Raw genomic sequence first — 15,953 nt, 5'->3', positions numbered from 1 at the left:
TCAATCCGAGAAAACCAGGAATCACCCGATGAACACGACTCTTCCTCTGGCCACCGAGATGGCCAACTCATTGCGCGCACTGGCGATGGACGCGGTGCAGAAGGCCAACTCCGGCCACCCCGGCGCGCCGATGGGCATGGCCGAGATGGCGGTGGCGCTGTGGGGCCGCCATCTGCGCATCAACCCGGCCGATCCGCATTGGCCCGACCGCGACCGTTTCGTGCTGAGCAATGGCCACGCCTCGATGCTGCTGTACGCGCTGCTGCACCTGAGCGGCCACGACCTGTCGATCGATGACCTGAAGGCCTTTCGTCAATTGCGCAGCCGCACGCCGGGCCACCCGGAAGTCGGCTTGACGCCGGGTGTCGAAACCACCACCGGCCCGCTCGGCCAGGGCCTGACGAATGCGGTCGGTTTTGCCTTGGCCGAGAAGCTGCTGGCGCGCGAATTCAATCGCCCGGGCCATGACATCGTCGATCACCGGACCTATGTGTTTCTCGGTGACGGCTGCCTGATGGAAGGCATCAGCCAGGAGGCGATCTCGCTGGCCGGCGTGTGGGGTCTGAACAAGCTGGTGGCGCTGTACGACGACAACGGCATCTCGATCGACGGCCCGGTGCAGGGCTGGTTTGCCGACGACACCGCCTTGCGTTTCAAGGCCTGCGGCTGGAACGTGATCGGCACGCTCGATGGCCACGATGTCGACGCCGTCGACCAGGCGATCGCGCAGGCGCAGCACAGCAGCGAGCGGCCGACGCTGATCATCTGCCGCACCCGCCTCGGTCACGGTTCACCGAATCGCGCCAACACCGCCCGCGCGCACGGCGAGCCGCTCGGCGCCGCCGAGATCGCCGCCACCCGTGCGGCGATCGGCTGGCCGCATGCGCCGTTCGAGGTGCCCGAATCGCTGCGAGCGGCCTGGGATGCACGTGAGCGCGGTGCTGCCCTGCAGCAGCAATGGGCCGAGCGCCTGACGGCTTATCGCGCCGCACACCCGGCGCTGGCGGCGGAGTTCGAGCGCCGTGTGCGCGGTGATCTGCCGGCCGATTTCGAGGAGACGCTGCTCAACGCGATGCTGCAGTTCGGCCAGTCGCGCGACAGCGTGGCCAGCCGCAAGGCCTCGCAGCAGGTGCTCGCCGCGCTTGCGCCGCGTGTGCCCGAACTGCTCGGCGGATCGGCCGACCTGACGGGCTCGAACCTGACCGATTTCCCCGGCTGCGGCGCGGTGCGCGGCGGCGAGTTCGGCGGCCGCCACGTGCATTACGGCGTGCGCGAGTTCGGCATGGCCGCGATCATGAACGGCATCGCGCTGCACGGCGGCTTCATCCCGTACGGCGGCACCTTCCTGACCTTCAGCGACTACAGCCGCAACGCCGTCCGCATGGCCGCGCTGATGAAGCTGCGCGTGGTGCACGTGTTCACGCACGACTCGGTCGGCCTGGGTGAAGACGGCCCGACGCACCAGCCCGTCGAACACGCGGCGAGCCTGCGGCTGATCCCGGGGCTCGACGTCTGGCGCCCGTGCGACGCGGCCGAAACCGCGGTCGCCTGGACCCACGCGCTGCAGCAGGCGCAGCGGCCGAGCGCGCTGCTGCTGTCGCGCCAGAACCTGCCGGCGCAGCTGCGCGAGCCCGAGCAGCTGGTGGCGATCCGGCGCGGTGCTTATGTGCTGAGCGACCGGCCGCAGCCGCAGGCGGTGCTGCTGGCCACCGGCTCCGAGGTCGGCCTGGCGATGGCGGCGCAGCAGTTGCTCGATGGCCGTGGCATCAGCGTGCGAGTGGTGTCGTTGCCGTGCACGACGCTGTTCGACCGGCAGGACCGCGCCTGGCGCGATGCGGTGCTGGGCCGCGGCCTGCCGCGGATCGGTGTCGAGGCGGGGGTGTCGCGCTGGTGGGGCCAGTACGGCTGTTGCGCCGCCTTGGGCATCGACCGCTTCGGCGAGTCCGGCCCGGGGCCGGCGGTGTTCGAGCACTTCGGCTTGACGGCCGCGGCGCTGGCCAGCCTGGTCGAACGCGAGATCGATGCCGCGCGAGCGCCGCTCGCCGCCAGCCTCTGACATCCCGCCGATCCACCGTGTCCATCGGATGAAAGCACCACCATGTCCTGCCTCGCCATCAGCTTCGACCTCGACGGCACCCTGGTCGAAACCGCCGACGAGATCGCGCGGGCCGTCAACCTGACGCTGGTCGATTTCGACCTCGCGCCCCGCCCGCCGGCCGAGATCGAACAGCTGATCGGCGACGGCCTGCGCGCGCTGATGATCAAGCTGCTGGCGCGCATCCTGATGGAACAGCCGGCGCGCGTCGAGTGGCTCGATACCGACGCGCTGCTGGCGCGGCTCGACGCGCATTACGCCGCGGTGGTCGGCAGCACCGCGCGCGCCTATCCCGGCGTGCGCGAGGCGCTGCAGCAACTGCGTGACGCCGGCCTGCCGCTGGCCTGCGTCACCAACAAGGAAGGCCGCCACGCGCAGCGCGTGCTCGATGCGGCCGGCCTGTCCGACCTGATCGACGTGCTGGTGGCCGGCGACACGCTGGCGCACAAGAAGCCGCACCGCTCGGTGCTGATCACGACCGCGCAGCTGTTGAAGGTCAAGCCCGGCGCGCTGGCGCATGTGGGCGATTCGCGCACCGACATCGAGGCCGCCCGCAATGCCGGCGTCGCGGCGTGGGCCGTGCCCTACGGCTACAACGGCGGCGAGCCGGTGGCGCTGGCGCAGCCGCAGCGGCTGTTCGCGCAGATCGCCGACGTCGCCCGCCATGTGCTCGGCGGCTGCGAGCCTGCGCACCAGCCGGCCGGCGCGCTGCACTGAATCCCGAACGCATTCATTCCCTCAATTCCGGAGCGATCCATGGCCCTGATTTCATTGCGTCAACTGCTCGACCACGCCGCCGAACACGACTACGGCGTGCCCGCCTTCAACGTCAACAACATGGAGCAGGTCCAGTCGATCATGGAGGCGGCCCAGGCCACCATGAGCCCGGTGATCCTGCAGGCCTCGGCGGGGGCGCGCAAATACGCCGGCGAGGCCTATCTGCGCCACCTGGTGCTGGCCGCGATCGAGAGCCACCCGGACATCCCGGTGGTGCTGCACCAGGACCACGGCGCCTCGGCGGCGGTGTGTGTGCAGGCGATCCGCTCGGGTTTCTCGAGCGTGATGATGGACGGTTCGCTGATGGAGGACGCCAAGACACCTGCGAGCTACGACTACAACGTGCGCGTCACGGCCGATGTCTGCCGCATCGCGCATGCGGTGGGCGTGTCGGTCGAGGGTGAGCTCGGCTGCCTGGGTTCGCTGGAAACCGGCGATGCCGGCGAGGAGGACGGCGTCGGCGCGGTGGGCCAGCTCAGCCATGACCAGATGCTGACCGACCCGGCCGAGGCGCGCGATTTTGTCGCCCGCACCGGTGTCGACGCGCTGGCGATCGCGATCGGCACCAGCCACGGCGCCTACAAGTTCACCCGCGAGCCGACCGGCGACATCCTCGCCATCGACCGCATCGCCCGGATCCACGCCGCGGTGCCCGATACCCACCTCGTGATGCACGGATCCAGCAGCGTGCCGCAGGAGTGGCTGGCGATCATTCGGCAATACGGCGGCGACATCAAGCAGACCTACGGCGTGCCGGTCGACGAGATCGTGCGCGGCATCAGGAGCGGCGTGCGCAAGGTCAACATCGACACCGACATCCGCCTGGCGATGACCGGTGCGATGCGCCAGGTGTTCGCCACCCAGCCCGGCGAGTTCGACCCGCGCAAGGCGCTGGCGGCGGCCACCCAGGCGGCGCGCGGCATCTGCGAGGCGCGCTTCAAGGCCTTCGGCTGCGAGGGGCGGGCGGCGGGCATCAAGCCGGTGTCGCTCGACCGCATGGTGGTGCGTTATCGCTGAGGGTCGCGCGATGCTGCGGGCGCTGATCTGGGATGTCGACGGCACCATCGCCGAGACCGAAGCCGACGGCCACCGGGTGGCGTTCAACCAGGCCTTCGAGGCCTTCGGGCTGCCGTGGCGCTGGGACGTGGCGCATTACGGCAGCCTGCTGCGCGTGACGGGCGGGCGCGAGCGCCTGCTGCACGATTTCGCCGGCCGCGCCGATGCGCCACCACCCGGTGCCGAGCGCGAGCAGCTGGCGCGGGCGCTGCATCTGCGCAAGAACGGGTTCTATGCCGAGCGGGTGGCGGCCGGCCTGATCGTGGCCCGGCCGGGCGTGCTGCGGCTGATGCGGCAGGCGCACGAGTCGGGTCTGCAGCAGGCCATCGCCACCACCACCAGCCGCAGCAACGTCGACGCGCTGATGCGCCGACTGCTCGGCGCGCAGTGGCGCGACGGCTTTGCGGCGGTGCTGTGCGGCGAGGACGTCGCGCAGAAGAAGCCGCATCCGGAGGTCTACCTGAAGGCGCTGACGGCCTTGCGGTGTGACGCCTCTGCCGCGCTGGCGCTGGAGGACAGCGACGTCGGCGTGCGCGCCGCCGCCGATGCGGGCGTGGCCGCGCTGCAATGCCCGAGCGTCTATTTCGATGCGTCGGCGCACACGCCGGCCTGGCGGGTCTGTGCCGATCTGGATCAGGCGCCGGCCCCGTCGGCGGGTGTGGTCGATCCGCAATGGCTGCGCTCGCAGTGGTCGGATCGGCAGCCGGCGCTTGCCCGATGACGTGATGCGCGGCACAGTGGTCTCCTGTGAAGACGGGAGACCCCACGATGATCCGATTTGCCTCGAGCCTGCGCCGGCTGCGCAACGGCGCGCTGTGGCTGGCTGCTGCGGCGGCCGTGGGCGCAGCAGCCCCCGCGTGGTCGGCCGGACACGGGATATTCGAAGGCGCCGACCTGGCGCTGGGCGAGCGACTGATCCGCGAGAACCAGTGCGACGCCTGCCACATCCGCCGCGTGGGCGGCAACGGCCACGGCATCTACAACCCCAAGGGCCGCATCTCGACGCCCGGTGCGCTGCGCGGCATGGTCGAGTACTGCAGCACCGAGCTCAACCTGCAGCTGTTCCCCGAGGAAGTGACCGCCGTCGGCGCGGTGCTGCAGCGCGATCACTACCGCTTCAAGTGACGCCGGGCCGGCAGGGGCATCCATTCGTCCATGCGAATAGAATCGCGATCAGATCAATCTGACTGCGAGCTTTCACATGGACACGAATACCGAGGCCGATACCGTCTTTGATTCGGTGGCCGAGCTGTTTTCCCTGCTGTCGACGCCGATCCGGCTGAAGATCATCAGCGCGCTGTGCCACGGCGAAAAGAACGTGTCGCAGCTGCTCGACGAGATCGACACCACGCAGCCCAACATGTCGCAGCACCTGTCGACGCTCTACCGCGCCGGCGTGCTCGGCAAGCGGCGCGACAGCACCCAGATCTACTACCGCCTGCAGAGCGAGCGCGTCGCCACGCTGTGCCGCGCGGTCTGCACGCAGGTGGCGATCGAACTCGACGAGCAGGCCGAGCTGTCGGTGGCCGACCGCCTGCTGCCGAAGGCGGCGCGCTGAGCGTGCGGCCCGGTCGCCGCGGGGTTCATTTCAGGCGTGCTCCGGTCGAATCCCACACCTCGACCGTGACCGGGATGCCGGCGCGGATGCTCTCGGTGACGGTGCAGAAGGCCTCGAACTGATCGAGCACGCGATCGAGCCGCTCGAGTGACGCTGCCGGCACCCCCAGCGTCAGCCGGGCCTGGATCTGCGTCACGCGCAGCCGGTTCTCGGCATTGCGGCCTGTCTGGGCCTGCACCTCGCAGGTGATCGGCTCGGGCGCCTGCTTGTACTTGCGCAGCGCGAACAGCAGCGACGCCGACAGGCAGTTGCCGACCGCCGCGGCCAGCAGCTGCAGCGGCGACGGCCCCTCGCCCTGGCCCAGCGGCGGCGGTTCGTCGAGCTGCAACGGCGGCAGATCGGCGCCGAAATCGGCGTCGAAGTGGTAGTCGTGGCGCTGGGTCAGGCGGACGGTGGCGGGGGCGTCGGACAAGGGTTTCTCCTGCCGCCCGGGGCGGCTCGTGCGGGGTGTGAAAAACGCGCTCAGCGGACCTTGCCGAGCAGGGTCTGGACGTCGTCGAGCATGGTGTCGAGTTCGGTGGCTTTTTCGCCCTCGATGCCGAAACGCTGCTGCATCTCCTGCTGCATGAAACACACCGTCATGCGCACGTAGGCGCTGTCGAGCGCCTTGCGCACGGCGGCCATCTGGCTGGCGATGTCCATGCAGGACTCACCGGTCTCGACCATGCGCTGGATGCCGCGCAACTGCCCTTCGGCGCGCTTGAGTCGGTTGAGCAGATCGGTGCGCGCGGTTTCGTCCTGAAGCTGGGCCATGGTGAAGCACTCCGCCGGTAGCGGCTGTTTGGGTGATGCACGCATTGTCCCTGCTCCGTGTTCCATCGAGCGTGATGCGGGAACCCGTGCCGTCAGCGGGCGCAGGCCGAGGCCTGGTCCGGCACCCCCGCCTTGCGCAGCATCCAGCCCAGCGGGCAGACGTTGGTGAAACCGAACTGCAGCAGGTTGGCGCCCACGAAGGCGGTGAAGGCCAGTGCCCACTTGCTGACGAACAGCGGGCTGCCTTCGACGCCCAGCGCCAGCGAGATCAGGATGAAGCTGCCCGCAAAGATGCGGATCAGGCGGTCGACGGTCATGGTGAGACTCCTTGGGTTGATTCAGCGGGACGGGATGGCGGGGGTGTCGCCCGCCTCGAAGCGGCGGCGATAGAGCGCGTAATAGAGCACCGGGATCACCACCAGCGTGAGCAGCGTGGAGACCAGGATGCCGAAGATCAGCGAGATCGCCAGGCCGTTGAAGATCGGGTCGTCGAGGATGAAGAAGGCCCCGATCGTGGCGGCCAGGCCGGTCAGCACGATGGGCTGGGCGCGCACCGCCGCCGAGTTCATCACCGCCGTCTTGAAGGCCATGCCTTGCGCCACCTGCAGCTCGATGAAGTCGACCAGCAGGATCGAGTTGCGCACGATGATGCCGGCCAGCGCGATCATCCCGATCATCGAGGTGGCGGTGAACTGCGAGCCCAGCAGCGCGTGGCCGGGCATCACGCCGATCATCGTCAGCGGGATCGGCGCCATGATGATCAGCGGCGTCAGGTAGCTGCGGAACTGCGCCACCACCAGCAGGTAGATCAGGATCAGGCCGACGCCGTAGGCCGCGCCCATGTCGCGGAAGGTCTCGTAGGTGATCTGCCACTCGCCGTCCCATTTGATGGCGTACTGGCGGTAGGGGTCGCTGGGCTGGTGGATCCAGTATTCGCCCAGTTCGCCGGTGCCCGGCAGCGCGGCCTCGGCCAGCTTGGGGCGGATCGCGAACAGGCCGTACAGCGGCGAGTCGAGCTGGCCCGCCATGTCGCCGAACACGTAGCTCACGCCGTGCAGATCCTTGGTGAACAGCGGCTTGTCGATCACGCCCTTTTCGACCCGCACCAGCTCGGACAGCGGCACGAGTTGCCCATTGCCTGCGCGCATCGGCAACTGCAGCAGTGCGTCGAGGCCGACCTGCGATTCACGCGGCAGCTGCAGCCGCACCGGCACCGGGTACTTGCTCTGGCCGTCGTGCAGCCAGGCCGCGTCGACACCCGACAGCGCGCCGTGCACCGTCTGCGCCACGGCGGCGACCGGGATGCCGAGCGACTCAGCGCGCTGGCGCTGCACGCGCAGGAAGGCTCGCGGCGCGTCCTCCTTGAGCGAGCTGTCGATGCCGACGATGTCGGGCGTGGCGCTGAAGGCACCGGCGATGCGAGCGGCGAGCTGCTGGCGGCCGGCTTCGTCGGGGCCGTAGACCTCCGCGACCAGCGGGCTCATCACCGGCGGGCCGGGCGGCACTTCGACCACCTTGATGCGTGCACCGTGCGCGGCGCCGATCTTCTCCAGCGCCGGGCGATGGCGTTGCGCGATCGCGTGGCTCTTTTCGCTGCGTTGGCTCTTGTCGACCAGGCTGACCTGCAGGTCGCCCTGTTCGGCGTCGGCGCGCAGGTAGTACTGGCGCACCAGGCCGTTGAAGGTGATCGGGCTGGCGGTGCCGGCGTAGCCTTGCAGATCACGCACCTCGGGCTGCTTTGCCAGGTAGGCGCCGAGATCCTGCAGCGCAGCGGCGGTGTCTTCGAGCGGCGTGCCGGCGGGCATCTCGACCACCACCTGGAACTCGCTCTTGTTGTCGAACGGCAGCATCTTGAGCACCACCAGCTGGACCACCGCCAGCCCCACGCTCAACAGCAGCGCCGCGACGATGCCGGCCAGCAGCAGCCAGCGCTTGCGCGCGCTGTCGAGAAACGGCGTCAGCACGCGCGTGAACAGCGCCGGCAGCCTGGCGGCGATGCCGGTGGGCGCGGCGTGTGCGTCGGCGTGGCCGGCACCGTGCGGCTTCATCAGCTTGGCCGCCAGCCACGGCGTGACGCTGAACGCGATCGCCAGCGAGATCGCCATGCCCAGGCTCGCGTTGATCGGGATCGGGCCCATGTACGGCCCCATCAGGCCGCTGACGAAGGCCATCGGCAGCAGCGCGGCGATCACCGTCAGCGTGGCCAGGATGGTCGGGCCGCCCACCTCGTCGACCGCGCCGGGGATGATCTCGAGCAACGGCTTGCCCGGGTGCAGTTGCTGATGGCGGTGGATGTTCTCGACCACCACGATGGCGTCGTCGACCAGGATGCCGATCGAGAAGATCAGCGCGAACAGGCTGACGCGGTTGAGCGTGAAACCCCAGGCCCAGCTCGCGAACAGCGTGGCGGTGAGCGTCAGGATCACCGCGGCGCCCACGATCACGGCCTCGCGCCGGCCGAGCGCAAAGCCGACCAGCAGGATCACCGAGCCGGTCGCGAAGGCGAGCTTCTGGATCAGCTTGTTGGCCTTCTCGGCGGCGGTTTCGCCGTAGTCGCGCGTGATGCTCATCTGCACGCCGGCGGGCACCAGCGTGTTGCGCAATTCGTCGAGCCGATCGCGTGCGGCGCGCGCCACGTCGACCGCGTTGGCGCCGGGTTTCTTGGTGACGGTGAGCGTCACCGCCGGGTAGACGCCACCGGGCGCTGCGGCGCTGGCCGCACCCTCGGCCGCCGGCGCCGAACCCGGCGTGAACCAGACGAAGCGCTGCGGCTGCGCCGCGCCGGTCTCGACGGTCGCCACCTCGCTCAGGTAGACCGGCTTGCCGTCGTGGGTGCCGACCACCAGCTGGGCGACATCCTCGGCCGAGCGCAGGAATTCGCCGGTCTCGATGGCCAGCATCTGCGGCTGCGCCGACCGGGCGTTGATCACCGTGCCGGCGGGCATCGCCAGGTTGGCGGCGGCGAGCGTCTGCTGCAGGCGCAGCACATCGACGCCGCGCTCGCGCAGCCGGCTCGGGTCGAGGTTGACCTGCACCGCCTGGCCCGGGCCGCCGATGGTTTGCACCTCGCGGCTGCCGGGTACGCGCTTGAGTTCGGCCTCGATGCCGTGGGCCACGCGCGCCATGTCGAGCGCCGGGCTGCCGTCGCGGTTCCAGAGCGTGACGGCCAGCACCGGCACGTCGTCGATGCCCTTGGGTTTGACGATCGGCGCCAGCGCGCCGAGCCCTGCGGGCAGCCAGTCCTGGTTGGCGTTGAGCACGTCGTAGAGCCGCACCAGCGCCTCGGTGCGCGGCACGCCGACCTGGAACTGCACCGTCAGCACCGCCACGCCGGGCCGCGCCACCGAGTAGGTGTGCTCGATGCCGGCGATCTGCGACAGCGCCTGCTCGGCCGGGCGAGCCACCATGTTCTGCACGTCGGCGCTGCTGGCCCCGGGGAAGGGGATCAGCACGTTGGCCATCGTGACGTTGATCTGCGGCTCTTCCTCGCGCGGCGTCACCAGCACCGCGAACAGGCCCAGCAGCAGCGCCACCAGCGCCAGCAGCGGCGTGATCGCGTTGGCCTGGAACAGCGCGGCCAGCCGGCCGGAGATGCCCAGCGGCGCGCTGTCCGACGAGGTTGAAATGGGTTGATTGCTCATGTCATTGACCGGTGCGTGGCATCACGGCGCGCTGCTGGCGCTGCCCGCCGGGCGGGCTTGGGCCAGGCCGGCCCGTATCGCATCGACGGCGACGCGTTCGCCGGCCTTCAGCCCCGCCAGCACCTTGACCTGGCCTTGCTGCACCGGGCCGCTGCGCACCGCGCGCAGCACGAACTGCGTGCCCTGTGCGACGTAGACCGCGCTCAGCTCGCCGCGGTGCAGCAGCGCGCCCGCCGGCACGCTCAGGCTCGCCGGACCTGAAGAACCTGACGTGGGCGCGTCGGCCTTGCGATCGGCTGCACCGGCAAACCGCACCCGCACGCTCTGCCCGGGCAGCAGACCGGCGCTGTCGGCCGGCGCCAGGTCGAGGCGCCATTCGACCGTCTGCGACACCGCGTCGGCGCCGGGCAGTTCGGTGCGGCGTTGCGGGCTGACGATGCGGCCATCGGGCAGCTCGATCTCGATCTGCTGCGCGCTGCGGGCCTGCGCCGCCAGCGACGCCGGCAGCTGCACCACCGCGCGCATCGTGCCGGGCGCGTAGAGCGTCAGCACCGGGCGGCCGGGGCTGGCCAGATCGCCGGCGTCGAGATGGGTGGCGAGCACCAGGCCATCGAACGGCGCCGTCACGCTCGCAAAACCCCGCGCCAGCACGGCCTGGCTGCGCGCGGCCTGAGCCTGCTGCAGGCCGGCCTGGGTGGCGCGGTGCTGGGTTTCGGCGTTGTCGAACGCGGCTTGGCTGACGTAACCCTGCTTGAGCAGCTCGCGAGTGCGGTCGAGTTCGGTGCGGGCGCGCTGCAGCGCGGCTTCGGCCTGCGCCACGGCGGCGTCGCCTTCGGCCAAGCCAGCGGCGGTGGCACGTTCGTCGATGCGGGCGAGCAGCTGGCCGGCGCGCACCTTGTCTCCGGCCTTGACCGCCAGGCTCAACACATTGCCGCCGACCTGCGCCGCAACCGTCGCCTGCTTGAGCGCCTGCACGCTGCCGTCGAGCGCCACCGCCGCGCTGCTGCGCGAGGGCTGGACCACGATCGTGGTGACCTCGATGCCGGCGGCTTGTGCGCCCGAACTCAGCGCGGCCGCCAGCAGCACGGCCCGCGCCCATCGGCTGGCCAGAAAACGAGGTGACGACGAAGAAACAAGGCGCGACATGCAGATCCTCCAGATACCCTGGCAAGTATACATATACGGTGCAGGGTATCAAGCGAGGTCGAGATTCCCTACCGCCCGTCGGTGCTTCGAGCGTAGGGCGAATCGGCCGATCCGTGCGTCCAGGATGGCCCGCCGCGCTGCGGCGCGTCAACCTTCTGGATGCCGGATCGGGCACAGTACATGCTCGACGCGCTGCACCGCGCCCGTCCTCATCCTGCCACCCGGAGCCCGCCCCATGAGCCCCTACGCCCCGTCCGAATCCGTGGCCCGAGCCCTCGACGCCCTGCCACGCGAGCGCCTGCCGGCGCTGCTGCGCCTGATGCCCAAGGCCGAGCTGCACATCCACATCGAAGGCTCGCTGGAACCCGAGCTGATCTTCAAGCTCGCGCAGCGCAACGGCGTGACGCTGCCGTATGCGAGCGTCGAGGCGCTGCGCGCGGCCTACGCCTTCACCGATCTGCAGAGCTTTCTCGACATCTACTACGCCGGCGCCAGCGTGCTGCTGAAGGAGGCCGATTTCTTCGAGATGGCCTGGGCCTACCTGGAGCGCGCCGCGGCCGACAACGTCGTGCACGCCGAGATCTTCTTCGACCCGCAGACCCACACCGAGCGCGGCGTGCCGTTCGAGACCGTCATCCTCGGCCTCGACCACGCGGTGCACCGCGCCCACACCGAGCTGGGCGTGAGCGCCAGGCTGATCCTGTGTTTCCTGCGCCACCTGAGCGAAGAAGATGCCTTCAAGACGCTCGAAGCTGCCTTGCCGTGGCGCCACCACTTCATCGGCGTCGGGCTCGACAGCAGCGAGATGGGCTTTCCTCCGGCCAAGTTCGAGCGCGTGTTTGCACGCGCCCGCGAACTCGGTTTCCACATCGTCGCCCACGCCGGCGAAGAAGGCCCGCCGGCCTACATCACCGAGGCGCTCGACCTGCTGCACACCGAGCGCATCGACCACGGCGTGCGCTGCCTCGAAGACGCAGGCCTGGTGGCGCGGCTGGCCGCGAGCCGCATGCCGCTGACGGTCTGCCCGCTGTCGAACCTCAAGCTGTGCGTCTTCAAGACCCTGGCCGAGCACAACCTGCCTGCGCTGCTCGATGTCGGCCTGTGCGCGATGGTCAATTCGGACGACCCGGCCTACTTCGGCGGGTATCTGAACCAGAACTTCGTCGAGACCTTCGCCGCGCTGCCGCAGCTGGGTGCGCGGCAGGCCTGGCAGCTGGCCGCCAACAGCTTCGAGGCGAGTTTCGTCAGTGACGAGCAGAAGGCGCATTGGCTGCACCAGCTTGAGGTGGCGGTGCTGTCCGCCTGATTGACGGCCCGATCAGAAGCCCACTTCGCGCGCCAGCACCTCGGCCGCGGCGGTCCAGCCGCGTTCCCACAGGCTGCGCCCGGGCAGCTCGATCACCACATGGCCGCGCCAGTGGCGCGGGCTCAGGCCGGGGTCGGCATCGAGCTGCAGTTCGACCCGGTACAGCGGCTGCAGCGGCAGCCAGCGGCCGGACTGCTCGCGCGCCTCGATCGGGCCGCCGTGGCTGCGCGCGAGCATCGGCTCGGCCAGCGTTGCCGACGCGTGCGGCGCCACGTTGACGATGTGCGCGTCCCAGCGCGCCAGCGGGTTGGCGTCGGCGCCGAAAGTGGCGCGGTCGCCCGCTTTCAGGCGGCTGGCCGCGGACTCGGACACATAAGCCAGCACGCGACCCGGGCCGGCGCTGGCCAGCCGCATCAGCGTCTGCTGGGGGCCGACCACCATGCCGGCGCGCAGGCTGGGGTCGACCTCGACCACGAGCGCATCGAACGGTGCCACCGGCCGATAGCGCACCAGCTCCTGGCGCAGCGCGGCGGCCTCGCCGCGGGCGGTGGCCAGGTCGGCTTGCAGCGATTGCCATTGCGCCTGCTGGTCGCCGCTCAGGCTGGCCGACGCGACCTGCTGGCCGAGCTGGCGGATGCGCACGGCGCTGGAATCGAGCTTGCGCTGCAGCATCGGTACCTCGGCCATCAGCAGCGGCGTGCCGGCCGCGATGCGCTGGCCCGGCTGCAACGGCAGCGCGCGCAGCGTGGCGGTGGCGGGCATGCGCAGCGCCAGCTCCTGCGCCGGTCGCAGCACGGCGCCGGCGGTCTCGCGCACCGGCCAGGGCAGGGCGGCCAGGCTGCCGATCAGCAGCAGGCCGAGCAGGCTCCAGATCCAGCGCACGGCGCCGCGCCAGCGCGGCCAGCCCTGTCGCCACAGGCCCAGCTCGCGCTGGATCGGCGCGGCGATGAACCAGCCCATCTCGACCGCGAACAGCAGCAGCCCGAGCGCCGGGAAACCGAAGTGGTAGACCATCCAGGCGATGCCCAGATACAGCACCAGCCGGTAGGCCCAGGTGGCCCAGGCGAAGGCGATCAGCGCGCGCTGCCAGCCGGGCGTCAGCGCCTCGGGCGCCTCGGCCTGCCAGCCCAGCACGCTGCGCCGCAGCTGCCAGCGCGCCAGCGCGAACGAGCGCTCGTGCAGGTTGGGCATGTCGAGCAGGTCGCACAGCAGGAAGTAGCCGTCGAAGCGCATGAACGGGCTGGTGTTGATCAGCAGCGTGCTCACCCACGTCATCGTCGCGACGATGAACGCGGCGGTGCGCAAGCCGCCGTCGGGCAGCAGCACCCAGGCGAGCGTGGCCCAGGCGGCCAGCGTCAGCTCGGTGCGCACGCCGGCGGCGGCGATCTGCAGCCGGGCGCGCGGGTCGGCCAGGCGCCAGGCCTCGCTGGTGTCGGTGTAGGCCACCGGCCACATCACCATGAAGGCCGCGCCCATGGTCGGCACGCGCAGGCCGTGGTGCTTGGCGACCAGCGCGTGGCCGAACTCGTGCGCCACCTTGACGAGGGTGAGCGTCAGCCCGTAGAGCGCCAGCCCGCGCCACGACAGCAGATCCAGCCACTGCGCCTGCAACTGCTCGGCATGGCGCGCCAGGCCGATCAGGCCGAAGGCCAGCGCCGCCAGCGTCAACTGGCCGAAGCGCCGCGAGCCCAGGCCGCTGACCCACGGCAGCAGACGCTGCAGCAGGCGGTCGGGGTTGAACAGCGGGATGCGGAAGAACAGGTAGTGGTGCAGCAGCCAGGTGGCGACGGCGCCGAGCGGGTTGTCGGCGCTCGACCTGCCAGCAGGCGGCGGCGCGACGGGCAGCACCAGCTCCTCGCGCACGGCCCAGGTCAGCACCTGCTTGACCTGTTCGGGCTCGACCGCCAGCGTGGTCTGCTGGCTGATCTGCTCGGCGATCAGCGCCGCGTCACGCAGCCACCAGTGCCGCAGCACCTCGTGGCTCAGCCAGTCGATGCGCAGGAAACGATGCCGCACGGGGTCGTGCAGCGTCCAGCTCGGCTGGCCGTCCGGCAGCGCCGGGCCGTGATGCAGTTGCAGATCGTCGCGCAGCGCGGGCCACGGGGCGGGCGCGGCGGGCGGGCGCGGCGCATCGAGCATGAAGGTGGCGCCGGGCGGGGCGGTCAGCGTGCTCATCTCACCAACCCGTCATTTCACGCAGCGCAGCCAGCGGCCGGCGCAGCACGGCGTAGATCAGCGGCACCTGCGGCCCGTCGATGCGCACCGTGCCGCGCGCGCCCAGCCGCTCGCTGGCGGGTGCGGCGAGGGTGCCGCGCAGGCGGTAGGCCAGCGTGCCGTCGGGTCGGTGTTCGGCCTCGAAGGCGTAGAGCCGCAACGTCGCCGCGACCGGATCGGCCGGTCGGCTCGACAGGTGCAGGTTCATCGCGCTGCCGTCGGCCAGCTCGATCGCGTCGCCCACCGCGAGCCAGGCTTCGAGCTCCTGGTCCTGCGGCTGCGCCAGGCGCAGCAGCGCCTCGCCGGCCTGCACCGTGCGGCCGGCCCAGCTGCCGGCGTCGTCGACCAGCACCACACCAGCGTGCGGCGCCACCAGCGCGGTGCGCTGCATCTGCTGTTCGAGGTAACGCAGCTCGGTCTGGCGCTCGCCGAGCTTGCCTTGCACGATCGGCAGCTGCGCCTTGGCGCGTGGATCGACCAGCGCCTGCTGATGGGTCTGGCGCCACTCGGCTTCAGCCGTGCCCAGCGCCTGCCGCGCCACCTGCAGCCGGCTGGCGAAGGCGTCGTCGTCCAGCTCGGCCAGCACCTGGCCGGCCTGCACGACCTGATTCGGTTCGACCACCAGGCGCCGCACCGTGCCTTCGATCGCCGCGCGCACCACGGTCGGCTCACGCGGCACCAGCTCGCCCGGCGCGCGCAGGCTCTGGCGCACCGGCAGCAGCGTCAGCAACAGCAGCGCGAGCGCGATCCAGCGCTTCCTGCCGATCCGGCCGGCGCGACCGGGCCGGCGCAAGGCCAGCCACAACGCACCGGGATCGAATACCCGACGCCGCCGCGAGCCGGCCGCCGCCTGGTCGGCCAGCCGCCACAGATCGGCCCATTGCGCCAGGCCCTGCTGTTCGGCCTCGCGCCAGGCCACCTCGCGCACCAGCAGCAGGTCGGTGCCATCGGCCGCACCGGCGGGCAGCCACAGCAGGTGCGGCGGCCACCATTGCGGCCATTCCTCGGCCACGGCGGCGTCCACATCGGCGGCGTCGACCAGCCCGGCCGGGCGGCGTGCCAACCCACGCGCCAGCCGCTTCAGCCACAGCCCGTAGGGGCCCTGGCCGTCGACGCTGCTGACGCCCGAGTGCAGCAGCAGGCCCGATCGGGCCTGCCACGACACGGCGGCGTGATAGGGCACGGCCTCGCGCGTGCGGTTGAGCAACACGAACTGCCGCTCGGCCGGCGTGGCCGCCGAGCGGGTGGTCTGCAACAGCGCGAGCAGCGCATCGGCATCGGGAATCATGCCCACAGCGTAGAGCGATTGCGCACGGCGCAATCGCTCGAACTGATACCGAGCTGCGA

General features: G+C 70.7%; 14 protein-coding genes. 7 read left to right on the top strand and 7 right to left on the bottom strand.

Annotated elements, in window-relative coordinates:
• Positions 1-28: 28 nt before the first annotated feature.
• The 6 genes from tkt to LCHO_RS18655 all read left to right on the top strand — a co-directional run bounded on the left by tkt (position 29) and on the right by LCHO_RS18655 (position 5,486).
• Positions 29-2,056 (top strand): transketolase, encoded by a 2,028-nt coding sequence (gene tkt / locus LCHO_RS18680; RefSeq protein ID WP_012348754.1) that lies wholly within the window; start codon positions 29-31, stop codon positions 2,054-2,056.
• Between the two features lie 42 nt (positions 2,057-2,098).
• Positions 2,099-2,812, top strand: coding sequence for an HAD-IA family hydrolase (locus LCHO_RS18675; protein WP_012348753.1), 714 nt, complete (start codon positions 2,099-2,101; stop codon positions 2,810-2,812).
• Between the two features lie 39 nt (positions 2,813-2,851).
• Positions 2,852-3,889, top strand: a complete 1,038-nt coding sequence (fba, locus tag LCHO_RS18670) for a class II fructose-bisphosphate aldolase (RefSeq protein WP_012348752.1) — start codon at positions 2,852-2,854, stop codon at positions 3,887-3,889.
• A gap of 10 nt (positions 3,890-3,899) precedes the next feature.
• Positions 3,900-4,649: an HAD-IA family hydrolase gene (locus tag LCHO_RS18665; protein ID WP_012348751.1), complete on the top strand. Its 750-nt coding sequence runs from the start codon at positions 3,900-3,902 to the stop codon at positions 4,647-4,649.
• Positions 4,650-4,696: 47 nt separating this feature from the next.
• Entirely contained in the window at positions 4,697-5,053 is a 357-nt protein-coding gene (locus tag LCHO_RS18660; protein ID WP_012348750.1) for a hypothetical protein, read from the top strand.
• 76 nt (positions 5,054-5,129) lie between these two features.
• Positions 5,130-5,486, top strand: a complete 357-nt coding sequence (locus LCHO_RS18655; RefSeq protein WP_012348749.1) for an ArsR/SmtB family transcription factor — start codon at positions 5,130-5,132, stop codon at positions 5,484-5,486.
• Positions 5,487-5,511: 25 nt separating this feature from the next.
• On the opposite strand, the gene LCHO_RS18650 is transcribed toward LCHO_RS18655, so the two are convergent.
• From LCHO_RS18650 to LCHO_RS18630, 5 genes are all read right to left on the bottom strand, one after another.
• Complete coding sequence (locus LCHO_RS18650; RefSeq protein WP_012348748.1) at positions 5,512-5,958, bottom strand: OsmC family protein; 447 nt, start codon at positions 5,956-5,958, stop codon at positions 5,512-5,514.
• Between the two features lie 50 nt (positions 5,959-6,008).
• Positions 6,009-6,299 carry a metal-sensing transcriptional repressor gene (locus LCHO_RS18645; protein WP_012348747.1) on the bottom strand — a complete coding sequence of 97 codons (291 nt, stop codon included), beginning with the start codon at positions 6,297-6,299 and terminating at the stop codon, positions 6,009-6,011.
• Between the two features lie 92 nt (positions 6,300-6,391).
• Positions 6,392-6,616 (bottom strand): YgaP family membrane protein, encoded by a 225-nt coding sequence (locus tag LCHO_RS18640; RefSeq protein WP_012348746.1) that lies wholly within the window; start codon positions 6,614-6,616, stop codon positions 6,392-6,394.
• Between the two features lie 21 nt (positions 6,617-6,637).
• Positions 6,638-9,940 (bottom strand): efflux RND transporter permease subunit, encoded by a 3,303-nt coding sequence (locus tag LCHO_RS18635; protein ID WP_012348745.1) that lies wholly within the window; start codon positions 9,938-9,940, stop codon positions 6,638-6,640.
• A gap of 21 nt (positions 9,941-9,961) precedes the next feature.
• On the bottom strand, positions 9,962-11,086 hold the full coding sequence (locus tag LCHO_RS18630) for an efflux RND transporter periplasmic adaptor subunit (protein WP_012348744.1): 1,125 nt from the start codon (positions 11,084-11,086) through the stop codon (positions 9,962-9,964).
• A 235-nt stretch (positions 11,087-11,321) separates the two neighbouring features.
• Between LCHO_RS18630 and LCHO_RS18625 the strand changes: the two genes are divergently transcribed.
• Positions 11,322-12,392, top strand: coding sequence for an adenosine deaminase (locus LCHO_RS18625; protein WP_012348743.1), 1,071 nt, complete (start codon positions 11,322-11,324; stop codon positions 12,390-12,392).
• Between the two features lie 12 nt (positions 12,393-12,404).
• Here the strand turns inward: LCHO_RS18625 and LCHO_RS18620 are convergent, their stop codons facing one another.
• The gene (locus LCHO_RS18620; RefSeq protein ID WP_012348742.1) at positions 12,405-14,567 is read right to left on the bottom strand and encodes a site-2 protease family protein; all 2,163 of its coding nucleotides are present in this window, start codon (positions 14,565-14,567) and stop codon (positions 12,405-12,407) included.
• 1 nt (position 14,568) lies between these two features.
• The gene (locus LCHO_RS18615; protein ID WP_012348741.1) at positions 14,569-15,894 is read right to left on the bottom strand and encodes an efflux RND transporter periplasmic adaptor subunit; all 1,326 of its coding nucleotides are present in this window, start codon (positions 15,892-15,894) and stop codon (positions 14,569-14,571) included.
• Positions 15,895-15,953: the final 59 nt, after the last annotated feature.

The sequence above is a fragment of the Leptothrix cholodnii SP-6 genome (assembly GCF_000019785.1).
GTDB lineage: Bacteria > Pseudomonadota > Gammaproteobacteria > Burkholderiales > Burkholderiaceae_C > Sphaerotilus > Sphaerotilus cholodnii.
Note: the sequence above shows the minus strand (reverse complement) of the source record. Positions and strands in the feature narration are given on the sequence as shown.